Origin of the sequence: Nonomuraea mangrovi (genome assembly GCF_042681425.1) — a bacterium.
In the GTDB taxonomy this organism is placed as follows: domain Bacteria; phylum Actinomycetota; class Actinomycetes; order Streptosporangiales; family Streptosporangiaceae; genus Nonomuraea; species Nonomuraea mangrovi.
In genome coordinates this window covers 119,371-141,336 of the sequence record NZ_JBHUFV010000106.1, presented here as the reverse complement: position 1 = coordinate 141,336, position 21,966 = coordinate 119,371, and the positions used below count along the sequence as shown (strand labels likewise).

At 69.7% G+C, this 21,966-nt stretch carries 19 protein-coding genes and 1 tRNA gene; 1 reads left to right on the top strand and 19 read right to left on the bottom strand.

Going from position 1 to position 21,966, the window contains the following annotated elements:
• The first annotated feature begins 15 nt into the window (after positions 1–15).
• On the top strand, positions 16–1,290 hold the full coding sequence (locus ACFSKW_RS54305; RefSeq protein ID WP_379583687.1) for a hypothetical protein: 1,275 nt from the start codon (positions 16–18) through the stop codon (positions 1,288–1,290).
• Here ACFSKW_RS54305 and ACFSKW_RS54300 read toward each other — a convergent pair.
• From ACFSKW_RS54300 to mfd, 19 genes are all read right to left on the bottom strand, one after another.
• On the bottom strand, positions 1,247–1,657 hold the full coding sequence (locus tag ACFSKW_RS54300) for a PPOX class F420-dependent oxidoreductase (protein ID WP_379583685.1): 411 nt from the start codon (positions 1,655–1,657) through the stop codon (positions 1,247–1,249). The genes ACFSKW_RS54305 and ACFSKW_RS54300 overlap by 44 nt on opposite strands.
• 60 nt (positions 1,658–1,717) lie before the next feature.
• On the bottom strand, positions 1,718–1,951 hold the full coding sequence (locus ACFSKW_RS54295) for a DUF4287 domain-containing protein (RefSeq protein ID WP_354905975.1): 234 nt from the start codon (positions 1,949–1,951) through the stop codon (positions 1,718–1,720).
• 158 nt (positions 1,952–2,109) lie between these two features.
• Entirely contained in the window at positions 2,110–2,901 is a 792-nt protein-coding gene (locus ACFSKW_RS54290) for a Bax inhibitor-1/YccA family protein (protein WP_379583683.1), read from the bottom strand.
• An 823-nt stretch (positions 2,902–3,724) separates the two neighbouring features.
• A tRNA-Leu gene (locus ACFSKW_RS54285) sits at positions 3,725–3,797 on the bottom strand.
• Positions 3,798–3,846: 49 nt separating this feature from the next.
• A complete protein-coding gene (locus tag ACFSKW_RS54280) occupies positions 3,847–4,362 on the bottom strand; it encodes a peptide deformylase (RefSeq protein WP_379583681.1) in 516 nt (171 codons plus the stop codon).
• On the bottom strand, positions 4,359–4,871 hold the full coding sequence (locus tag ACFSKW_RS54275) for a glycine cleavage system transcriptional repressor (protein ID WP_379583679.1): 513 nt from the start codon (positions 4,869–4,871) through the stop codon (positions 4,359–4,361). Before ACFSKW_RS54275 ends, ACFSKW_RS54280 begins: the two co-directional genes overlap by 4 nt.
• A gap of 48 nt (positions 4,872–4,919) precedes the next feature.
• A complete protein-coding gene (locus ACFSKW_RS54270; protein ID WP_379583678.1) occupies positions 4,920–6,251 on the bottom strand; it encodes an NAD(P)/FAD-dependent oxidoreductase in 1,332 nt (443 codons plus the stop codon).
• Between the two features lie 100 nt (positions 6,252–6,351).
• On the bottom strand, positions 6,352–7,158 hold the full coding sequence (locus ACFSKW_RS54265) for a uracil-DNA glycosylase (protein WP_379583676.1): 807 nt from the start codon (positions 7,156–7,158) through the stop codon (positions 6,352–6,354).
• Between the two features lie 116 nt (positions 7,159–7,274).
• Positions 7,275–8,189 (bottom strand): hypothetical protein, encoded by a 915-nt coding sequence (locus ACFSKW_RS54260; protein WP_379583675.1) that lies wholly within the window; start codon positions 8,187–8,189, stop codon positions 7,275–7,277.
• Positions 8,189–8,515 (bottom strand): PadR family transcriptional regulator, encoded by a 327-nt coding sequence (locus ACFSKW_RS54255; protein WP_358142190.1) that lies wholly within the window; start codon positions 8,513–8,515, stop codon positions 8,189–8,191. The genes ACFSKW_RS54260 and ACFSKW_RS54255 overlap by 1 nt, the downstream gene beginning before the upstream one ends.
• A gap of 123 nt (positions 8,516–8,638) precedes the next feature.
• Positions 8,639–10,093, bottom strand: coding sequence for a hypothetical protein (locus ACFSKW_RS54250; protein WP_379583673.1), 1,455 nt, complete (start codon positions 10,091–10,093; stop codon positions 8,639–8,641).
• 175 nt (positions 10,094–10,268) lie between these two features.
• Positions 10,269–11,216: a Ppx/GppA phosphatase family protein gene (locus ACFSKW_RS54245; protein WP_379583778.1), complete on the bottom strand. Its 948-nt coding sequence runs from the start codon at positions 11,214–11,216 to the stop codon at positions 10,269–10,271.
• 2 nt (positions 11,217–11,218) lie between these two features.
• A complete protein-coding gene (locus ACFSKW_RS54240; RefSeq protein WP_379583671.1) occupies positions 11,219–11,725 on the bottom strand; it encodes a DUF501 domain-containing protein in 507 nt (168 codons plus the stop codon).
• Positions 11,712–12,149 carry an FtsB family cell division protein gene (locus ACFSKW_RS54235; RefSeq protein ID WP_379583669.1) on the bottom strand — a complete coding sequence of 146 codons (438 nt, stop codon included), beginning with the start codon at positions 12,147–12,149 and terminating at the stop codon, positions 11,712–11,714. The genes ACFSKW_RS54240 and ACFSKW_RS54235 overlap by 14 nt, the downstream gene beginning before the upstream one ends.
• A gap of 1,095 nt (positions 12,150–13,244) precedes the next feature.
• Positions 13,245–14,522: a phosphopyruvate hydratase gene (gene eno / locus ACFSKW_RS54230; RefSeq protein ID WP_379583667.1), complete on the bottom strand. Its 1,278-nt coding sequence runs from the start codon at positions 14,520–14,522 to the stop codon at positions 13,245–13,247.
• Between the two features lie 51 nt (positions 14,523–14,573).
• Positions 14,574–16,514 carry a WD40 repeat domain-containing serine/threonine protein kinase gene (locus tag ACFSKW_RS54225; protein ID WP_379583665.1) on the bottom strand — a complete coding sequence of 647 codons (1,941 nt, stop codon included), beginning with the start codon at positions 16,512–16,514 and terminating at the stop codon, positions 14,574–14,576.
• A gap of 34 nt (positions 16,515–16,548) precedes the next feature.
• The gene (locus ACFSKW_RS54220; RefSeq protein WP_379583663.1) at positions 16,549–17,466 is read right to left on the bottom strand and encodes a nucleoside triphosphate pyrophosphohydrolase; all 918 of its coding nucleotides are present in this window, start codon (positions 17,464–17,466) and stop codon (positions 16,549–16,551) included.
• Position 17,467: 1 nt separating this feature from the next.
• Complete coding sequence (locus ACFSKW_RS54215) at positions 17,468–18,058, bottom strand: SurA N-terminal domain-containing protein (RefSeq protein WP_379583661.1); 591 nt, start codon at positions 18,056–18,058, stop codon at positions 17,468–17,470.
• A 73-nt stretch (positions 18,059–18,131) separates the two neighbouring features.
• Positions 18,132–21,620 (bottom strand): transcription-repair coupling factor, encoded by a 3,489-nt coding sequence (mfd, locus tag ACFSKW_RS54210; protein WP_379583659.1) that lies wholly within the window; start codon positions 21,618–21,620, stop codon positions 18,132–18,134.
• Positions 21,621–21,966: the final 346 nt, after the last annotated feature.

Genomic DNA, 21,966 nt, shown 5'->3' with positions numbered 1-21,966 from the left:
GCCATAATCCGAGCGATGAAGATCGCAAACCGGGCCATGGCCGCGGTGAGCTGCCTGTCCCTTCTCGCGGCCTGCTCGGGCCTCACGGCCTGTTCGGGCGGGGGCGGGGGCGCGGGCGCGGGCGGGAGCACGGCGCCGGCGGCGAGGCCCGATGGCGGCGCGACCCGGCACCAGGCAGGCCCGACGGCGAGCCCCACGCCGAGCGCGGTCCCCGTCTCCAGACGGTGGAGGGACGTCGGGAGGCTCCCGCTCGCCGATTCCTCGGGGCTCATGGACGTGGTGGCGACAGGACCGCGGCAGGCCTGGGCGCTGGGGTTCGAGAACGGCGCGGAGGATGACGGCGGCTACGCCACCGTCGCCCGATGGAACGGCGCGAAATGGTCGAAACTGCCGATCCCCCGGTATCTCGGCTACGACGGCTTCGACGCCACGGGCCCGAACGACCTCTGGATCGCAGGCGGCGACACGGTCGCGCGCTGGGACGGCCGCCGCTGGACGGAGAAGCGGCCGTTCGGGATCTCCGAAGACAAGCACTTTCACGACGTCGCCTCCGACGGCGACAGGGCGGTGCTGATCGGCTCGGACGGGCCGCGCTCGTTCATCGTCACCAGCGGGCGAGGCGGCTACGAACTCGTGACCGGCGACGGCGAGAGCATGCTCAACGCCGTCACGTCCCGGGCAGGACACACCTGGATCGTCGGTGCGAAGCCCCGCGCGAACTGCGACGGCGTCACCCCGGACATCGTGCACAGCAGGAAGGCCGACGGCTCGGGCTGGGACCACCTACGGGTTCCCGACATCCGCGGGGGCACGCTGACCTCGGTCGTGCAGATCAGCCCCACGGACGTGTGGGCCGTGGGGAAGATCGTCAACAGCCGTCAGGTCGATCCGCTTCCCGACAGGTCATGTCCCGCAGCGGTCTACGACGCGCCTGAGGGGGCCGAGTCCCGCGCCACTCCTCTGGCCCTGCACTGGGACGGACGCTCGTGGAAGCGCGAGGAACTGCCGCTCTTGACCGCCGAACCGACCGGCGTCACCGCCTTCGGCCCCGACGACGTGTGGGTCGCGGCAGCCGACCCCGACCGCCCGGCCGACCCGCTGTTCCTGCACTTCGACGGCAGGACGTGGACCGCGGAGCGCGGTGCGGGCGGCAGGATCGAGGCTGTCGCGGCGATCCCCGGCACGAAGGACCTGTGGGCGGTGGGCTGGCCGGGCGACTACGAGGACCACGGCTCGGCGGTCGTCCTCAGGCGTGATGGTCGGGCCCGGCCCGGTCGAGCGCGATCCTGAGCACGACGCGCCGCTCGCGCTCCATGGCCGCGCGGTAGTCCGCCCAGTCGGGATGCTCCCCTGAGATCGCCCGGTAGTAGGCGATCAGGTGGTCCATGGCCTCGGGCAGCGAGACGACCTCGGCCGTGCCCTCGACCTGGATCCACTCGCCGAAGAAGCCGTCGGTGAACGCGCAGACCGCGACCCGCGGGTCCCTGCGCACGTTGCGCGTCTTGGCCGCGCCCTCGCGGGTGCTGACGACCGCGTAGCCGTCCTCGTCGATGCCGACCAGCACCGGCGACATCTGGGGCCGGCCGTCGGCGTGATGGGTGAGCAGGACGGCGTGGTGGTTGCGCGCCAGGTATGCGCGCGCCTTGTCGAGATCCATTCCTCAATGATGCGCGCCCGAGCCGTATCCACGGCACGGGCGCGACGGTCCTTGAGGGGTTTAGATGAACCCCATCCTGTTACGGCGGTGCCGCTCGTGCTCCAGGACGATGGCGGCGGCGTAGCCGTGAGTGAGTCCGTGCTCCTCGGCGAGCCAGTGGGCCCGTTCGTCGCATCTGAGGAACGATGGACCGTTGTCTATGGCTTGGAACCACTCTGGGAGTTCGCGTCCCGTAATGGCAGGGACCCTTGCGATCAGCTTTGTCTGCATCTCCGGTGAGTGGTTCAAGGACATGGGCACCTCCACGGATTAAGGTCCTTTGCTTGACACTGCAACACCTCACCCCGAATGGCAACCCCTGGGCGGCCAGCGTTTTGTCACGCCGGGTAGATCACTGGTGGCGCAAAGAAAAGACCCCGCTGGTGGACCAGCGGGGTCTTTCGGGTTAGCGATCAGTCATCGCCCGAGAAATAGCTGATGAAGCGCAGCACCTCGAGGTAGATCCAGACCAGGCTCAGCGTGAGCCCGAACGCGCACTGCCACGCGAACTTCTCCGGAGCACCCGCCTTCACCCCGCGCTCGATCTCGTCGAAGTCGAGCAGCAGGAAGAACGTGCCGAGCAGGATCATCGCGGCGCTGAAGATCCAGCCGAGGGGGCTGTCGGTCCGCAGGCCGAGGCCTCCGTCGACGAAGAAGCCCGCGATGAGGTTGACCAGGACCAGCGCCAGCGCGCCGATCGCGGCGGCCACCACGAACTTGGTGAACTTCGGCGTGACCCTGACGATCCGCAGCGAGTAGACGGTCAGCACGGCCGCGAAGGCCAGCGCGGTGCCGATCACCGCCTGAAGCACGATGCCGTTGAAGAACGACTCGTACATGCGGCTCAACGCGCCCACGAAGACGCCGTAGAACAGGGCGTAGCCGAGGATGAGCGGCGGACTGGTGCTCTGCTTGAACGACGCGATCAGGCCGAGGACGACGCCGATGAGGGCCGAGACGACCGCGACGCCCATGCCCACCTCGAAGTACCACGAGGCGGCGCCGGCGACGACGAGCGTGCCGAGGGTCATGAACCCGCGGACCACGACGTCGTCGATGGTCATCGTCCTGGTGGCCGGCGCGGTGGGTGGTGCGTAGGCCGGGTTGTCGTACATCCCCTGCAGGTGCTCGGGGCTGGGGGTCCACCCTTGCTGCTGCTGGTGGGTGTATGGCGACCGGCTGAATACCGGGTTCTTACTCTCCATCGCTGCCTCCACGCTGCGACCAATGTGATCAGGGTATGGGACCGGCAGTCACACGGGCCGAGTCACGCCGGGATCTATGTACATTCGAGACTTCCGCAGAGATGCCAACGAACGAGATCCCCTGTCGGTTCCCGAGGTCGTTCACCGAGCTCGCGGCCCTGCACGGGCCGGCGGTCAGGGACCCGGTGATCCTTCACGACTCCCCCGACCTCCGGATCCGCCCGCGCCCTCATCCGGTCGCGGCCAGGGTGTGGGCAGGCCGAGGCCAGGCGAGGCGATGGCGCGCGAGGTTTCCGTCGCCTCCTTCCTCGCCGGACGGGGCGCGGCGGCCGTGGTGCCGCCCACCGACGTCTACGGGGAGACCGCCACGGCCTGAGCGAGTGGCTGGGCGAGCATCCCGCGTGACCGCGACGCCGACCCTGACCGGTTCGGACCCGGGCACCGGTGTTCGAGTGATCGAGGTCGAGCCGCGGGGCGCTCCACCGAGCACGAAAGAAGTCCGAAATTACCTAATTGCCCGATTTGTCCTTTTCGAAGGAGTGGAGAGTGTTTCACTTCACGTTCCCGGCCCGTCACCTTGGCCAAGCGCGGCGCCATGGCACGGACGTTCACGCCGCTTTAACTGGGTCAGAAAACCGTTTTCGGGACGCCCGGATAAAGGCGCGGGAGCAACCAGAACAAAGACCTGTTGTCAAGCGCTTTGCCCGACTCCCCAGGGGCTGCCGCACCCCGCGAACACGCAGCGTGGCAGCCCCCTGACTGCAGGTCCGGACGTCAAGGAGAAACGCCAGGTCAGAGCCATAAAATAGATATAAATAAGCGGTGCCCCCGGCGGGATTCGAACCCGCACGTCAACCCTTTTAAGGGGTTTGCCTCTGCCATTGGGCCACGGGGGCGCCGCAATCATACGAAACGGACCATGCTCACGAGGAGCACAACTTTGTATCAGGCGTAACAAGAGTGAGATCTGTGGTGAAGTGCTCGCGCTCCGGACACTCTGTCCAGGAAGAGCACACCGTCCAGATGATCCAGTTGATGCTGGATGCATCGGGCTTCGAAGGCATCGGCCTCGATCGTGATGGATTCGCCCGTCCTGGGCAGCTCGCCGTACACGGTGATCCTGGTGGCCCTGGGCACCTCGCCCAGGAGGCCGGGCACCGAGAAGCAGCCCTCCCTGCCCTGACGCCAGTCGGAGGCCTCCGCCAGGCGTGGATTGACCAGCGTCAGCGCGCCCGCGCTCGACCTGCTTCTCGGGTGCAGGCTCGCGTTCACGGCGATGAGCCGCCAGCTCAGCCCGATCTGGGGCGCGGACAGCCCCGAGGGCTTGCCGATCTCGCGCAGGGTCGTCAACAGGTCGGCGGCGGCCGAGACGACGAAGGGGTCGGTCGGGTCCACGACCTCGGCGGCCGTGGACAGCACGGGATGGGGGGCGCGGAGGACCGCCCGCGGGACTCCGCTCACAGTAGGTCCGGTTCGCCGGGACGGAAGGTGATCTCCGAGCCGAGGTCGGCGCCGACGGCGGCGAGCTCGCGCATGAGATCGGCCACGTCGACCGAGGCCGGCAGGTCGACGTCGGCGATGAGCACGTACAGGCGGCCGCTCAGCCTGGTGCTCATCCCGGTGATGTTGCCGCCGACCGAGGCCAGCACACCGGCGACGGCGGAGATGATGCCCGGCTTGTCCGGGCCGTGCAGGGTGAGCACGTAGCCGAGCCCGGTGCCGGGACAGCTGAAGTGGCGGCGCGCGTCGACGGCCGCCGCGCTGACCACGACGTCGGGGACGCACACCTTCTCACGCAGCTGCTCGGCCGACAGCTCGCCCGCGACGAGAAGCATCATCGCGACGTGCCCGCCGAGCAGCGTCATGGTCGAGTCCTGGATGTTGACGCCGCAGTCGGCGAGCGAACCTGTCACCTCGGCTATCACGCCAGGCCGGTCGACGCCGAGCACGGTCACCGCAGAGAGCCCCACCCCTGGATCTCCCCCTTCTCATCGTGCGGGAAGGAGGGTTCCGAAGCGCTAGCGACGGCGATTGCTCGCGACCGCCGCCCTGAACCCGTCGCGCGGGTGTTCCATCTCGCCGAGAGACACGGTCTCCCGCTTGAAGAACAGCGCCAGGGTCCAGTCCGCGACGACGCGGACCTTGCGGTTCAGCGTCGGCACCCGGGACAGATGGTAGGTGCGGTGCATGAACCATGCAGCCAATCCGCGAAGCTTGATGCCGTAGACGTTCGCCACGCCCTGGTGGAGCCCCAGCCCGGCGACCGATCCGACATACTTGTGGCGGTATTCGACCAGCTGCTGTCCTCGGAGCGAGCGGACGATGTTGTCGGCCAGCACCTTGGCCTGCCGTACGGCGTGCTGGGCGTTGGGCGCGCAGTACTGACCAGGGTTGGTGACGTCGGGCACGCCCGCGGCGTCACCGGCGGCGAAGGCGTCCTTCGTTCCCGCGACGGTCAGCTTGGTGGTGGTCTTGATCCGGCCGCGCTCGTCGATCGGCAGGTCGCCCTCGGTCACGACAGGGCTGGGCTTGACGCCCGCGGTCCAGACGAGGGTCTCGGCGTCGAACTCGGTGCCGTCCGACAGCACCACGTGGCCGCCGGTGGCCGATTCCAGGCGCGTCTCCAGCTTCACCTCGATGCCGCGCTCGCGCAGCTGCTCCAGCGTCCACTTGCCCATCTCGGGGCCGACCTCGGGCAGCACCCTGTTGGTCGCCTCGACGAGCACCCAGCGCACGTCCGCCGGCGTGATGTTGCGGTAGTAGCGCGTGGAGTCCTTGGCCATGTCCTCGAGCTCGGCCAGCGCCTCGACGCCCGCGAACCCGGCGCCGACGACCACGAAGGTGAGCGCCCGCCTGCGGACCTCGGCGTCCTCGGTCGACTCGGCCACGTCGAGCTGGTGCAGGACCCTGTTGCGCAGGGCGATGGCCTCGCCGACGGTCTTGAATCCGATGCCGATGTCGGTGAGCCCCGGGATGGGGAGGGTCCTCGAGATCGAACCCGCGGCCATCACCAGCATGTCGTAGGGGATGTCCCTCGGCTCGCCCTCGGCGGGCGCGAAGGTGACCAGCTTGCCGGCGTGGTTGACCTTGGTGACCACGCCGTTGAGGATCTCGACCTTCGGCAGCACGCGTCGCAGCGGGGCCACGACGTGCCGCGGCGACAGGTTGCCCGCGGCGGCCTCCGGCAGGAAGGGCTGGTAGGTCATGTAGGAGTTGGGGTCGACGACGGTGATGTGCACGCTGCCGTCGCGCAGCTCCTTACCGAGCTTGCGCTGCAGCCGCAGGGCGGTGTACATGCCGACGTATCCTCCGCCGACGATCACGATGTGCTTGTTCACCTGAGGTCCCATCCTCGAGCACGCTTGTGAAATCTTTCACAAGCATATCTGTGCAACCTCGCTGGAGGCCATGGCATTCCCAGTGAGTCTCCCCACACTTCGAGAGGGAAATCTAGGCTTGCGTTTTCCCCGCTCTTGCGGATGCCCTGGCGAAGATGCCGTCGAGCATGGCGGCGGTGACCCTGCCGGTGAAGGTGTTCTGCTGGCTGGGGTGGTAGCAGCCGAGCAGCGTCACCTCGGCGCCGCCGTACGACAGGGGGACCTCGACGCCGTGGCCGAACGGCGGCCTGGTGCGCGGCATGCCGTACCCGGTCTCCTTCAGTGCGGGCCAGACGGCCTGCCACGCGTAGCCGCCGAGCGCCACCACCACGCGCACGCTGTCGGCGGTCAGCGCCAGCTCGCGCTGGAGCCACGGGTAGCAGGCGGCCCTCTCCTCGGGCAGCGGCTTGTTGGCCGGCGGCGCGCAGCGCACGGCCGCCACCATGCGCGTGTCGATGAGCCGCTGCCCGTCGCCCGCCCTCACGCTGGTCTCCTGTACGGCCAGCCCCGTGCGGTACAGCGAGGCGAACAGCCAGTCCCCGCTACGGTCGCCGGTGAAGATGCGCCCCGTCCTGTTGCCGCCGTGCGCGGCGGGCGCGAGCCCCACTAGCAGGATGCGCGGCTTCTCCTCGCCCCAGCCCGCGACGGGCCGCCCCCAGTAGGTCTCCTCGGCGAAGGCCCGCCGCCTGACGTCCGCGACCTCCTCCCGCCACTCCACAAGCCGGGGACAGGCCCTGCAGACCGACACCCTGGCCGTCAGCTCGGCGAGGGTACGGCCGGCGGCCGCCAGCTCCCGCACCTCCTCCGGCGAGTGCGCCACGGGGGTGTCGGGAGCCGCGGGATCATCAGGCCAGCCGGCGCCGGGAGGTACGAAGCTCATGGCACCGATAGTGCCCGATCAGCGATAGCGCACGGTCGCGGGGCCGTCGGTGACGCGGATGCCGGTGACGGGTCTCCAGCGGACAACGGGGCCGTCCGGCGGGCCTGAGCAGCCGGTTACTCCGATTCCTTCGTGGGAGCGGGACTCGGCACGAGGGACGCCATGGGCACGGCCGAGGGGGAAGGCGCGGCACAGGCCGTAGGAGACCTGGTGGGTGTGGGCGCCTGCATGGTGCCGTTCTCGTCCATGCCCCCGTTGTCCTCGACCAGAGGCAGCGGGTAGCGGTTGAGCACGGGCTCGCCACAGGCGCGGTCCACGATGTAGCCGGAGTCGGCGAAGTTCGTGGTGACCGGCCTGCCGTCCTGGTCGTAGAGGTAGACGTCGCTCAGCGGAGTCCCGTCCTTGGAGTACGGCCTGATGTTGACGACGTCGCCGAACGAGGAGACGGTGTTCATCATCACCGGCTCCTCGTAGGCGATCGGCGGCTCGTCGCTCCTCGACCTCAACGCCTCCGCGGCGGCGAAACCGACGAGCAGGGCGAGCACGCCGAGGCCGGAGGCGAGCGCCGAGGCGATCGTCATCCATCGGCCCCTGTTCGCCCTGCCGAGCGCGTACGACAACCAGATGGCGAAAGCGACCAGGGCGAATTCGCCCAACGCGTTGGGCACCAGCTGCGGCCTGTCCACTACCGAGATCAGCAGCATGGCCAGGACGTAGCCGCGCAGTACCCACCACCCTGGCCGCAGCTCGGGAAACAGGCCCGTCAGGCGGGCCATAACCGGATGTCCAGCCAGAGAGGCTCCCGTCGCCCTCAGGTTGAACCTCCTGCGCCGCTCGCCCGTCCGGCCACCGTAGGCGGCGGCCAGCTCGGCCGCGTACGCCTCGGGCGGCCCCAGGCGCACCTCCAGCGGAACCTCCGATTCCGACGCCACCTCCGCCAGATGGTCGTCGAGATCCTCCAGCAGCTCCTCGCTGTTGGGGTGGCCGGCGAGAGCCTCTCGTACGGCCTGCGCGTACTGTTCGGGTGTCATCAGTGGTGCCTCTCCTTGAGCAGGTCGGCCATGGTGGCGGCGAAGGAGGTCCAGGTCGTGGCCGAGGCGGCGAGCTGGGCCCTGCCGACGTCGTTCAGGCCGTAGTACTTGCGATGCGGCCCCTCGTCGGAGGCCACCACGTACGAGGTCAGCGCGCCCGATTTGAACAGGCGGCGCAGCGTGCCGTAGACGGACGCGTCGCCCACGTCCTCCAGCCCTGCTTCTCTCAGCCGCCTGACGACGTCGTAGCCATAGCTGTCGCGTTCGTCGAGGACCGCCAAGACGGCGAGGTCGAGCACGCCCTTGAGGAGCTGGCTGCTATCCACGCGATGCACACTACTGTGCAATGCGCAGTAGTGGCAACAGAAAAACCGGGCGGCGCCGGCGAAGGCACCGCCCGGTCTCAGTTCAACCGATCAGGCACCCGCAGGGGCCTTCTCGTCCTTCTTCTAGCTGGCAGCCGGAGCCGGGCAGGTGGCGTTGTAAACCGCGGAAGCGGACCCACCGTTCGGGCTGTCGATCACGAGCTCGATGGAGCCAGAGGTGACGGAGGCGCCGTGCGTGCCACCGATACCCCAGGTGACGTCGAGGCTACCGTTCACCTGACGCTCGAGCTGCGGACCGTCCTGCTTGCCGTTGACCACCCAGTGGTACTTCACCGTGGTCGGACCGGTGCTGTTGAGGGTCGCCTTGAAGTCCACACCGGGACCCCGCTTGTCGGCGCACATCTCGTTGCGCTGACCGACGACCGACAGACCGGACACGGTCACCTTCGGCTCGGGCTTCTGGCAAGCCGCGTACGACTGGGAAGCCGAGTCGCGGTTGTTCGGGCCCGAGATGGAGATCGACACGGTGCCGCCCTTGGTGGCCTCACCGCTCAGCGCCTGCTCCGACAGCGAGACCGACTTGCTGCCGGCGTCACCGAAGTAGGTGTCACCGGTCGCGACGGCCTTGCCGTTCACCGACCACACGTACTCGACGCGGCCGCGGCCGGTCGAGGAGATGGTGGCGTTGGCGCCGACGGCGCAGGTGTTGTGGTTGGTGCCGGTGGTGGGAGTGGACACCGAGACCTTGGTCTCGTGGTGGCCGCCGTCACCCTTGCACCAGACCTTGTAGCCGACGCGGTTGGACTCGGTCGCGCCACGGCCGAGGGTCTCGAGGACCGCCCAGCCACGGTGGCTGGAACGCGGGGAGAAGCCGAAGCCGACCTTCCGCGAGTTCCAGACCTTGACCTTGCCCCCGTCGACGACGTCACCGTTGAGGATCCAGCGGTAGTGCACCCAACGCGGGCTGTCCACGCTGATCACACCGGTGAAGTCGATCTTGTCGCCGGGAGTACACGGACCGACGTACGTGCTCGGGGACGCCCACGCGCGGGCGGTCACGTCGTCGTAGTCGGCCTCGTGCAGGCCATCGCCGTCGTTGTTGTCACCACACGTGACCGAGAAGTAGACCTTCTTCGACTTCACGTGCTTCGGGCCGAGGACCTCGACGGCCTCCCAACCCTTGACGTTGTCCGTGAACTTGATGGCCTGGGACACGTTGATCGTCTTGACCCCGTTGCCCGCGACCTTCTTGGTCTGGACCTTGCCCTTGGACCCATTGCCATGCAGCCAACGCCAGGCGACCGTGGTCTTGCCCTTGAGCTTGACCTTGATCTGCGAGGAGAACTTGACGGTCACCGGGCACGAGCCCTCGTAGCCGCGGACGGACGCCTTGGGCGTCGCGACCGAAACCGCGAGGGGCTTGGCCTTGGTGGCGGAGGCGGCAGTGGAGAGCGTGCCCGCCTTGGCCGTGGTCGCCGCCTGTGCGGGGGCGGCGGCCAACCCCGCGACCATGGCGGCCAGCATCGCAGTCGTGGCGCCGAAGGCGGCCACTCTGCGAGCCAGTCCTGAGGACTTCATGTGAGAGTGCTCCATTCCGTGAGGGAAAAGGTGCGCTCGGGAACGGTCGCCACGCCGGCACACCCCGTGCCGAACCATATGGCAAAGCCCCCGTAAAGCTCCTTTACCTAATCACAGAACAGAATGCACTCTCAACACGCCCCAAAGGGCGAGAATGTCCGAAATCCCGGAAATTTCAGGCGATGGACCAGGCGATTCCGTCCAGAATGTCGTGTTCGCTGACAACGACCTGCGAAAACGCGAAACGGCGCACGATGCGGTCCAGAATCAGGGCACCCGTCCCAATCACGTCCACTCGCCCCGGGTGCATGACGGGAATCGCGGCTCGCTCACCATGCGTCATGGCGAGCAGTCGGCGCGTCACTTCATGAACCTGTTCGGCGTGGAGAATGGTGTGATGAATCCGCTCCGGATCGTAAGCGGGTAGGTCGAGCGCGATCCCCGCGACCGTCGTGACGGAGCCCGCGAGGCCGACGAGCGTGCGCGCCTGCCGTACGGGAACCTCCGACTCGACCCTGTCGAGCGCGGCCTCGATGTCGGCGACCACCCGCTCGAGCGCCTCCGGCGAGGGCGGGTCGCCCGCGTCACGAAGGTGCCGCTCGGTCAGCCGTACACACCCGATGTCGACCGACAGCGCCCCCAGCACATGATCGGAGCCGACGACGAACTCCGTGGAGCCGCCTCCGATGTCCACCACCAGGTACGGCGGCAGCGGACCGTCCGGTACCCCCGTCTCGGGAGACAGGTGCAGCAGCCCCTTCGTCGCCCCGGTGAAGGACAGCTCGGCCTCCTCGTCGCCCGAGACCACCTCCGGCTCCACGCCGAAGATCTCGCGCACCCCGCCGACGAACACCTGGCGGTTCTCGGCGTCCCGCGTCGCGCTCGTCGCCACGACCCTGGTGGCGGTCGCGCCGTGCTGCTCGATCAGCTTGCGGTACTCGCGCATCACCGTGAACGTGCGCTCCAGCGCCTCGGGCGCCAGCCGTCCCGTCCTGTCGACGCCCTGACCGAGCCTGACGATCTCCATACGCCGCTCGATCTCGGTGAGCTCACCGCACGACACGTCGGCGATCAACAGGCGGACGGAGTTGGTGCCGCAGTCGACGGCCGCCACGCGCTTCACTGTCACTGCTCGTCCTCCGCCCGCACACAGGGGCCGTCGGCCCACCACTCCGGCAACCGCTCCAACGCCTCCGCCCCGAACGGGTTGCCCCCCTGCACCGCCAGCTCGTGCGCGACCAGCGCGTGCAGGCACTTCACCCGGTACGGCATGCCGCCCGTGCTCTGCATGTCACGCGGCAGCGGCTCCATGCCCTCCTCCGCCGCGGCCTTGTCGCGCCTGGCGATGTAGTCATCATGCGCTGCCCGGTAGGCGGCGGCCAGTTCGGCGTCGTCGGCCAGCCTTGCCTGCATCTCCTTCATCAGCCCCGAACCTTCGAGAGTGCCGATCGCGGAGGCGGCCTTGGGGCAGGTCAGGTAGTAGAGCGTGGGAAACGGGGTGCCGTCGGGCAGCCGCGGCGCCGTCTCGACCACGTCGGGGTTGCCGCAGGGGCAGCGGTGCGCGACCTTGCGCAGGCCTCGCGGCGGACGGCCGAGCTGCCGCTCGACCGCCTCGATGTCATGGCTTTCCATCGTCCTTCTTCTCCTCGACCGTGGCTCCCGCAGAGGCCTTGACGCCCTTGCCCGTGTCGGCCGCCTCGACCGACTCCCACAGCGTCTGGTACCAGGGCGGCGTGATCGCGGCCTGTTGCCGCGCGCCCGCCTGGGTCTGCTTCGGTTTGCTGTCGGCGACCATGTAGCACTTCTCGCCCGCGCCGCAGTAGTGGAGCCTGCGCCTGGCTTCGCGCTTGATGTAGTTGGGGTCCTCCAGCTGCCGCCGGCGCTCGGCCAGCACGCGCTGTTCCTCCTGCTCCTTGGCCTTCTCGGCCTCCAGCTCGGCGATCGCACGGCGCTGGGCGACGTATTCGCGCACGGGGTAGGCCAGGCTCATGGCGATCGCGCACACCACCACCGCGAGGATCGCGGCCCGTCCCGTCAACTGCGGTCGTTTCGCCACCTGTGCTCCCTCCGCCTCACTCCGCCGCTTCCCCTACCCCCGGCCGTGACCGCCTCCCCTGCGGGGGCCTCGCACCCAAGGTGGCCGCGCCACCGCGAGCCGTCAGGCGGCGCCATCCCGTCCCGGGCCGGCCAGGCCGTCTTGGCCCAGGCTGGTCGTCCCACCCCGAGCTGGTCATCCCACCCCGAGCTGGTCGTCCCATCCCGGGCTGGCCATCCCACCCCGGGCTGGTCATCCCACCCCGAGCTAGTCATCCCACCCTGAGCTGATCGTCCCATCCCACACCGGTCATCCCACCCCGCGCTGGTCGTCCCGCCGGGGTCGCAGGCGTTCGGCTCGCCCGCTGGCCGATGACTCGACCGGCGACCTCCCGCCTCCGGAACCGACCTCCTGCCCTCCAGAACCGGCCGCCCGACGCCCGACCGACCGACGGCCGCCCAACGCCCGACCGGCTGAAAATCGCCCAACGCCCGACCGGCTGACGGTCGCCTCGCGTCCGTCCGACTGACGGTCTGCCGATGGTTGTCGGACATCGGCCACTCGGTGCCACCGGTCGACCACCGGACTCACACCGACCGCCGGTCACCCGCCGACCGCCGGTCACCCGATGGCCGCCGGTCGACCATCCGGCTCACGGCCGCCGTCGGACGTCCAGACCGCGGGTGACCCGGCCGATCCGGGTGACCGACCAACCCCCGCCCCGTCCAGACGACCGCACACCCAACCCGGCCAGACCGGTTCACGCGGCCGGCCAGGCCGACCGGCCCGTCAAGGCCGGCCAGGCCGATCAGTCCGGCAAGGCCGACCAAGCCGACCGGCCCGTCAAGGCCGGCCAGGCCGATCAGTCCGTCAAGGCCTGTCGGGGTGACCGGCCAGGCCGGGGTCGGTCTGCCTACGACCGGAGACGACCACGAGGGCGAGCGACCCGAGAGTCGTCCGCCTCGGCGGTCGTTCCCGCTCACCAGCCGGCCGTCCCGCCCGAAGGGGTCCCCAGGGCGGCACGGACACCCGGTGCGCGGGAAGCCTGTCCGAGCGAGCCCGGCGCGGCGGTCTCGGGGAGGTGCCCGAGACCGGACGCCATGGCCGTACTTGAAACTAGCGCCGGAAGCGCGGGAAAGCCCCGCGACCCGCGTAACGCGCGGCGTCGTCGAGGATTTCCTCGATGCGGAGCAGCTGGTTGTACTTGGCCACCCGGTCGGAGCGCGCGGGCGCGCCCGTCTTGATCTGGCCGCAGTTGGTCGCCACGGCCAGGTCGGCGATCGTGGTGTCCTCGGTCTCACCCGAACGGTGGCTCATCATGCAGCGGTAGCCGTTGCGGTGGGCCAGGTCGACCGCGTCGAGCGTCTCGGTCAGCGTGCCGATCTGGTTGACCTTGACCAGCAGCGCGTTCGCGGTGCCCTCGGCGATGCCGCGGGCCAGCCGCTCGGGGTTGGTCACGAACAGGTCGTCGCCGACCAGCTGAACCTTGTCGCCGAGCGCCTTGGTGATCTTGTTCCAGCCTTCCCAGTCGCTCTCGTCGAGCGGGTCCTCGATGGAGACCAGCGGGTAGGAGTCGACCAGGTCGGCGTAGAAGGCGATCAGCTCGTCGGCCGACAGCCCCTTGCCGTCGATGGTGTAGACGCCGTCCTTGTGGAACTCGGAGGCGGCCACGTCGAGGGCGAGCGCCACGTCCTCGCCGGGCGTGTAGCCCGCGCGCTCGATGGCGACCAGGATCAGGTCGAGAGCGTCGCGGTTGGAGGGCAGGTTGGGGGCGAAGCCGCCCTCGTCGCCCAGCCCCGTGGCGTAGCCCTTCTCCTTCAGCACGCCCTTGAGCGCGTGGTAGACCTCGGTGCCCATGCGGACGGCCTCGCGGAACGTCTCGGCACCGATCGGCGCGATCATGAACTCCTGGATGTCCACGTTGGTGTCGGCGTGGGCGCCGCCGTTGAGGATGTTCATCATCGGGACGGGCAGCACGTGCGCGTTGGGGCCGCCGACGTAGCGGAACAGCGGCAGGTCGGCGCTGTCGGCCGCGGCCTTGGCCACGGCCAGCGACACGCCGAGGATGGCGTTGGCGCCGAGCTTGGCCTTGTTGGGCGTGGCGTCCAGGTCGATCATGATCTGGTCGATGATGCGCTGCTCGTCGGCGTCGATGCCGAGGATCTCGTCGGCGATCTCGTCGGTGACGCCGAGCACGGCCTTCTCGACGCCCTTGCCGCCGTAGCGCTCGTCGCCGTCGCGGAGCTCCACGGCCTCGAACGCGCCGGTGGACGCGCCGCTGGGGACCGCTGCGCGGCCTGTGCTGTTGTCGTCGAGGAGAACCTCGACCTCGACCGTCGGGTTGCCCCGGGAGTCGAGGATCTCGCGGGCGGAAACGGCCTCGATGGAAGCCACGTCAGGCGCTCCTAGAGTCGAAGGGCGGTTTGCCATGAAAGCCTATCGACCCTAGCCAGCTGGCACGTCATCGAGGCTCCACATCACCAGGCCCTTGCCGTCGACGCTCGCGACCGCGTACGGCCGGCCGCCGGCGTCCCCGGTGGCGAGGACGCCGACCTGGCCCGAGTCGGTCACGGTGGCGAAGGGCTCGCAGGTCCGCAGGTTCCACGCGCGAACGCCCTCGCCCGCCCCGATCAGCAGGTTCCTGCTGCTCGCCAGCCGGGACGGGGGCGAGCCGACCGCGCAGATCCGCCTGCCGCTGTCGAAGTCGACGACGTCCAGCCCCGCTCGCCCCTGTACGGCCAGCATCCGCTGGTCGACGGCGTGCACGGCGGTGCCGCCCGCCCAGGTGATCGTCTCGGGCCGCTGCTTGGCCCACGGCTTCCACCTCTGGACCCGGCCGTCGAGGCCGACGGCGAACACGGTCTCGCCGTCCCCCGCCGACGACACACTCGTGACCCCACGGGCGAGGAAGGACCACAGGCCCGACGGCTTGCCCGTCGCCAGGTCCCACCCCTGGATCCGGCCCTCCTCGCAGCCGACGACCACCGCGTCGCCATCCGGCCGCTGGACGACCGCCATGTGGGGCTGCTTCTTGCAGACAACCGTCGATCTCACGGGCGCGGATCCGCCTGGGTGCCACCAGTGCGCCCGGCCGTCGGGGGTGGCCCATACCAGCGCAGTCTGATCGCCCACGGACGCGAAGGCCAGCGAGCCGACGTCGATGACGCGTTGCGGCATGCGGGCCAGCAGCTTGCCCTTGACCGGGTCCCACACGCCCAGCCTGCTGGTCTTCACCTCGGCGGCGGCCACGACAGCCGATCCGTTGAGCTCTCCGACGGCCAGCGCGCTCACCTCGCCCGTGCCGAAGGGGCCACCCAGGGGTCTGCCGAATGCCGACGCGGGCGACGCGCTGGTGACGGCCTTGCCGACAGCCGATCCGCCACCCGATCGGCCTGTGGGCGTCTGGTCGCCCTGCCACGCGAGTCCGAGGGCCAGTCCCCCGGCCAGCGCCACGCCCACGCCCGCCACCACGATCGGGCGGCGCCGTCTGGCGGGCGCCGTGTGCCGAGCCCTGCGCGACGGCCCGCGAGGGGCGCGGCGGGCGGCGGCCGCGGCCTTGGCGTGGAAGGCGTCGTCGGCGGTGGAGCCGTCCAGGAGGGACTGCAGCACGTCGTCGGCCGAAGGGCGGGTGGATGGTTCCTTGTCCAGGCACGCGGCCAGCAGCGAGCGCAGCGGCTCCCCGATCTCGCGCAGGTCGGGCTGCGCGGTGAGGATGCGGTGCATCACCGCGGGGATCGACTCGCCGGCGAACAGCGCCCTGCCGGTGGCGGCGAAGGCCATCGTGGTCGCCCACGCGAACATGTCGGAGGCGGGGCTGGCGGGCTGTCCCGCGATCTGCTCGGGCGACATGTAGCCGGGGGTGCCGACCACGCTGGAGGCCGTGGTCCCCGCGTCCATGGCCTTGGCGATACCGAAGTCGATCACTCTGGGCCCGTCGGGGCCGATGAGCACGTTGCTCGGCTTGAAGTCGCGGTGCACGATGCCCGCCCTGTGGATGGCGGCCAGCGCGGCCGCCGTGCCGACGGCCAGCCGCTCCACCGCGCCGTCGGCGCGCGGGCCCTCCCTGGCGACCAGCTCCTGCAGCGATGGGCCCTCGACGTACTCGCTGACGATGTACGGCCTGCCCTCCACCAGGCCCGTCTCGATCACCTTCGCCGTCGAGAACGCGGCCACCCGCGCGGCGGTCGCGCCCTCCTGCAGGAACCGCCGCTTGGCGTGCTGGTCACCGAGCAGCCTCGCGTGCAGGATCTTCACCGCCACCCTGCGGCCGTCGGGTCCCTCCCCCAGGAACACCGAACCCTGACCGCCGTCGCCGATCCCGCCGAGCAGGCGATAGCCGCCCACCTCTGGCGGCTCACCGGCCTGCAATCGCCTCAATTCCCCCATGCCGGACGATCCTGGCATCAGGGGAAGCCGTCCGCTACCGGGACTCCCAGGCTTCCACCCGATCGCGGTAGGTCCTGGCCGCGGCCCGCAGCTCGGCCTCCGGGTCGAGGCCCGCCTGCTGTGCCCGCCGTACCAGGTCGAACAGCTCCCTGGCCACGCCCTGCCCGACGGCATGGGACAGGCCCTCCGGCGCGCCCGCGCCCTCGGCCCTGCGGATCAGCTGCGCGGCGAGCGACAGGGCGGGCTGGCCCATCGGCACCCCGTCGAAGAGATCCTTGCCCTCCCGTTCGGTGGCCTTGATGGCCTCCCAGTTCGCGTTGACCTCGTCGGCGCTCTCGACGATCACGCTGCCGAACACGTGCGGGTGGCGTCGCACCAGCTTGGTGACGATCGCGTCGGCCACGTCGTCGATGTCGAAGCCCTCGGCCACCCTCGAGTGGAAGGCGACCTGCAGCAGCACGTCGCCGAGCTCCTCGCGCAGCGCGGAGTAGTCGCCCCGCTCGACGGACTCCTGGACCTCGTAGGCCTCCTCGATCAGGTAGGGCACGAGGGAGGAGTGGGTCTGCTTGCGGTCCCACGGGCACTCGGTGCGCAGCCTGTCCATCACCGCGACCAGGTCGAGGACGCGGGCGCCCGGCAGGTCGTAGGAGCCGGGCACGACCTCGATCACCGGCGGCTCGTCGAGCGCGAGAGCCGCGTGGCCGACGGCGCGCATGAAGTGCTCGTCCTCGGTGGCCAGCCAGACCACCGTGCCGTCGACGGCCTGCCGTACGAGGGCCGCGTGGTCGGGGACCACCACCTCCACCTCGACGCCCGCCTCCGCCAGGAACGGCAGCTGCGGGTGGTCCTCGGAGGCGGTCAGCACCCGCCCCGACGCCAGCGCCCGCCACGCCTGGTGGCTGAGCACTCCTGGCGCGACGCGCGGCGAGGTGGTGACGATGACGAGCGGCATCTCAGCCCTGGGCGGCGGCGGCCGGCCTGCCGAAGCGGCCCGCGTCGACGAAGCCCTTGTTGGGGTCGAAGGTGCCGTAGCGCGGGCTGTAGGTGATCTTGATGGCCGCGGCCTCCTTGATCAGCCTCTCCTGGCCGCGCTGCTGGGCGGCCTGGTCGGTGCCGCCGCCGTACTGCTGCATCAGCTTCGAGATGGCGATCGAGGTGCCGAGCCACTGGCGGGTGTAGGCCGGCGGCACGCCCTGGACGAGCGTCTTCTGCTCCAGCGCCTCCAGACCGCCCTGAGCGGCGATGAACTGGTCGATCTCGCCGTCGGTGACCCTGGCGCCCGCCTTGGCGGCAAGCTGCCTGAACTGCTCGACGTTGACCATCTGCAGCAGCACGTACTGCGTGACGGGCAGCTGCAGCTGCGACTGCGGGATCTTGGCCTTGACAAGCGCCTCTTCGAGCTGCTTGACGTGCGTGTTCAGATCGCTGGCCGCGATGCGCTCATTGCCGACGATGGCCGCGGAGCCGGCCTGCACGGGCGACGAACAGGCGGTCACCGCGACACCCAGCGCGGCGACGGCCACGGCCACTCGAATCGACTTCACCCTTGATCCCTTCGCGATCCATCGCGACGCCCTGGGCCGGTTGCGGACGGTATGGGCGCGCGTTTCTCGTCGGTTACTTTACCCTCGCCGGTTCGAGGAACATGACCTCGACCAGGTCGGAGCACCATTTCAGCAGTTCCAGGTCGCGCAGCGGCACGCCGCCCAGCGGCTTGGTCTTCGGCGCGGGCACGAGCAGCGTCTCCGCGGCCTGCTTGTAGATCGCCTTCTTGTAGAGGCGGTCCAGCCTGACCTGCTGGGACTCCCTCAGCACGACGGGGCCGAACTTGATGTTCTGGCCCTGGAGCGTCACGTCTGTCAGCCCTGCCCTGCGGGCCTTGAGCCGGAAGCGCGCCACCTCCAGGAGGTTCTCCACCTCGACGGGCGGCTTGCCGTACCGGTCGGTGAGCTCGTCGCGCACCTCGTCGATGTTGATCTCGGCGGTGATGGCGGCGATCCGCTTGTACGCCTCCAGCCGCAGCCGCTCCGACGTGACGTAGTCGTGCGGGATGTGCGCGTTGATGGGCAGTTCGACCTTGACGTCCTGGTGCTCCTCCTCGACCTCGACGCCCGACAGCTTGGCCTTCTGCTCCTGGACCGCCTCCGCCATGAGCCTGACGTACAGGTCGAAGCCGACGCCGGCGATGAATCCCGACTGCTCGGCGCCGAGCACGTTGCCCGCGCCGCGGATCTCCAGGTCCTTCATCGCGACGTACATGCCCGCGCCCATCTCCGTGTGCTGGGAGATGGTGGCGAGGCGCTCGTGCGCGGTCTCGGTGAGCGGCTTCTCCGGCGGGTAGAGGAAGTAGGCGTAGCCGCGCTCGCGGCCCCGGCCGACGCGTCCGCGCAGCTGGTGGAGCTGGGACAGGCCGTAGTTGTCCGCCCTGTCCACGATCAGCGTGTTGGCGTTGGGCACGTCGAGGCCCGACTCGACGATCGTCGTGGAGACGAGCACGTCGTACTCCCGCTCCCAGAACCCGACCATGATCTTCTCGAGCTGGTGCTCGTTCATCTGGCCGTGCGCGACCGCGATGCGCGCCTCGGGGACCAGCTCCCTCAGCCTGGAGGCGACCTTGTTGATCGAGGCGACCCTGTTGTGGACGAAGAAGATCTGGCCGTCGCGCATCAGCTCGCGCCTGATGGCGGCCCCGATCTGCTTCTCGTCGTACGGTCCGACGAAGGTCAGGATCGGGTGCCGCTCCTCCGGCGGCGTCAGGATCGTCGACATCTCGCGGATGCCCGTCAGGCCCATCTCCAGCGTGCGCGGGATCGGCGTGGCCGACATCGCCAGCACGTCGACCTGCGTGCGCAGGTGCTTCATGGCCTCCTTGTGCTCGACGCCGAAGCGCTGCTCCTCGTCGATGATGATCAGGCCGAGGTCCTTGAAGCGGACTTCGGGGCTGAGCAGCCTGTGCGTGCCGATCACGAGGTCGACCTGGCCCGACCTGAGCCCTTCGAGGGTGACCTTGACCTCGCCGTCGGTCTGGAACCGGGAGACGGGCTTGACGCTGACGGGGAAGCTGGAGAAGCGCTCGCTGAACGTCGACAGGTGCTGTTGCACCAGCAGCGTCGTCGGCACGAGCACCGCGACCTGCTTGCCGTCCTGCACCGCCTTGAACGCCGCCCGCACCGCGATCTCGGTCTTGCCGTAGCCGACGTCGCCGCAGACCAGCCTGTCCATCGGGACGGCCCGCTCCATGTCGCGCTTGACCTCGTCGATGGCCTCCAGCTGGTCGCCGGTCTCGGCGTAGGGGAAGGCGTCCTCCATCTCCCTCTGCCACGGCGAGTCGGGCGCGAAGGGATGGCCTGGACTGGCCATGCGCGCGCTGTAGAGGCGGATCAGCTCGCCGGCGATCTCCTTGACCGCCTTCTTGGCCCGCGACTTGGCCTTGGCCCAGTCGGCTCCGCCCATCCTGTTGAGCGTGGGCGCCTCGCCGCCGACGTAGCGCGTCACCTCGTCGAGCTGGTCGGTCGGCACGTAGAGGCGGTCGCCCTTGGCGTACTCGATGACCAGGTACTCGCGGGTGGCGCCCTGCACGGTCCGCTGGACCATCTCGATGTAGCGGCCCACGCCGTGCTGCTCGTGCACCACGTGGTCGCCGACCTTGAGCTGCAGCGGGTCGACCATGTTCCGCCGCCTGCTGGGCAGGCGGCGCATGTCCTTGGTGCTGGCCTTCTGCCCCACCAGGTCCAGGTGCGTCAGTACGGCGAGCCCCGACGTCACGAATCCGTGCTCGATGAGCCCGGTCGAGACGTGCACCACCTTCGGCTCCGGCGCGCTGTCCAGATATTTCGACAGACGAGCGGGAACATCCACGCCCTTGAGCAGCTCGACCATCCGCTCGGCCGGCCCCATGCCCTCGCTGAGCAGCACGACGGCCTTGTCCTCGCCCAGCCAGCCCTTGATGTCGGCCAGCGCCTTCTGGGTGTCGCCCCTGTAGGACTCGCTGTCCTGTGCGTCGAGCTCCACGCCTTCGCCGAAGGGCGCCATCGTCCACCACGGAAGGCCGAGCGAGTCGGCCTGGTCACGGACCTCCTCCAGCGTGCGGAAGGCCGCCGCGTCGAGGTCGATCGGCGCCTCGCCGCCCGCCGCCGCGTTGATCCACGACGCCTCGAGGAACTCCTGGCTCGTCCTTACCAGCTCCTCGGCCCTGCCCCTGATGCGCTCGGGATCGCACACGAACACCGTCGCCGTCGAGGGCAGGTGGTCGATGAGCAGATCCATCTCGCCGGCGAGCACGGGCGCGAACGCCTCCATGCCCTCCACCGGCATGCCCTCGGCGAGCCGGTCGAGCACCTCGGCCAGCGAGGGGTGCTCGCCGGCCAGCTCCGCCGCTCTGGCCCTGACCTCGTCGGTCAGCAGCAGCTCGCGGCACGGCGGTGCGAACAGACCGTCGTCGGCCACCTCCAGCGAACGCTGGTCGGCGACCTTGAACCAGCGGATCTCCTCCACCGTGTCGCCCCAGAACTCCAGGCGTAGCGGGTGCTCCTCCGTCGGGGGGAACACGTCGAGCAGGCCGCCGCGCACGGCGACCTCGCCGCGCTTCTCGACCATGTCGACCCTGGCGTAGCCGTTCTGGATGAGCTGCGCGACCACGTCCTCGAGGTCGGCGTCGTCGCCCGCCTTGAGGCGGATCGGCTCCAGGTCGCCCAGACCCTTCACGATCGGCTGCAGCAGCGCGCGGATCGGCGCGACGATGACCGACAGCGGGCCCGCCGTCGCGTCGCCCTTCACGGGGTGCGCGAGCCTCCTCAGGACGGCCAGCCGCTGCCCCACCGTGTCGCTGCGCGGCGACAGGCGCTCGTGCGGCAGCGTCTCCCACGCGGGGAAGACGGCCACCGAGCCCGGCTCGATGAGGCTGGTGAGCGCTGCGGCCAGGTCCTCGGCCTCACGGCCTGTCGCGGTGACGGCCAGGACGGCGCGCTGGTCGTGCTCGGCCAGCGCGGCGACCCCGAAAGGGCGCAGCGCGGCAGGCGCGATCAACGAGGCGTCGCCGCCCTGCTTCAGAGCGGCGGTCAGCTTCGGGTCGGCGGAGACTAGGTCTAGCAGTCCGGACAGACTCATCAGATACGCCCTCAAGCCCCACGACGGCAACACGACTACCCCCGGCCGAGTGAGGTCGCGGGGGTCTGTCCGACCAGACTACTTCCACCGCGGGCCCGTGCCTCCACCTGACCGCGCCGGGGGACGGGTCTCGCTTCGCCTGCCGGGCGGGCCGGTTACGCGGAGCAACGGGTCGCCGCGTCCCCTCTCGGCGGCGGCCGAGACGATCGAGGGGTTCGGGCGGGGTTCGGGCGGGTCGCCCGTCGCCCGGAAAGCGCCGCGGTCCGGGGGATGGGGCCACCGGAAGGGCATCCCAAGAACGCCCAGGAAATCACTAACAGATCGCGTTTATATGATTACTCTGGGT

Coding starts and splice junctions, on each gene's coding strand:
- ACFSKW_RS54260 (WP_379583675.1), bottom strand. CDS start 8,189: ATGACACCCGAACAGTACGCGCAGGCCGTACGAGAGGCTCTCGCCGGC.
- ACFSKW_RS54250 (WP_379583673.1), bottom strand. CDS start 10,093: ATGAAGTCCTCAGGACTGGCTCGCAGAGTGGCCGCCTTCGGCGCCACG.
- mfd (WP_379583659.1), bottom strand. CDS start 21,620: ATGAGTCTGTCCGGACTGCTAGACCTAGTCTCCGCCGACCCGAAGCTG.
- ACFSKW_RS54240 (WP_379583671.1), bottom strand. CDS start 11,725: ATGGAAAGCCATGACATCGAGGCGGTCGAGCGGCAGCTCGGCCGTCCG.
- ACFSKW_RS54270 (WP_379583678.1), bottom strand. CDS start 6,251: ATGGGACCTCAGGTGAACAAGCACATCGTGATCGTCGGCGGAGGATAC.
- ACFSKW_RS54305 (WP_379583687.1), top strand. CDS start 16: ATGAAGATCGCAAACCGGGCCATGGCCGCGGTGAGCTGCCTGTCCCTT.
- ACFSKW_RS54220 (WP_379583663.1), bottom strand. CDS start 17,466: ATGCCGCTCGTCATCGTCACCACCTCGCCGCGCGTCGCGCCAGGAGTG.
- ACFSKW_RS54290 (WP_379583683.1), bottom strand. CDS start 2,901: ATGGAGAGTAAGAACCCGGTATTCAGCCGGTCGCCATACACCCACCAG.
- ACFSKW_RS54225 (WP_379583665.1), bottom strand. CDS start 16,514: ATGGGGGAATTGAGGCGATTGCAGGCCGGTGAGCCGCCAGAGGTGGGC.
- ACFSKW_RS54300 (WP_379583685.1), bottom strand. CDS start 1,657: ATGGATCTCGACAAGGCGCGCGCATACCTGGCGCGCAACCACCACGCC.
- ACFSKW_RS54265 (WP_379583676.1), bottom strand. CDS start 7,158: ATGAGCTTCGTACCTCCCGGCGCCGGCTGGCCTGATGATCCCGCGGCT.
- ACFSKW_RS54295 (WP_354905975.1), bottom strand. CDS start 1,951: ATGTCCTTGAACCACTCACCGGAGATGCAGACAAAGCTGATCGCAAGG.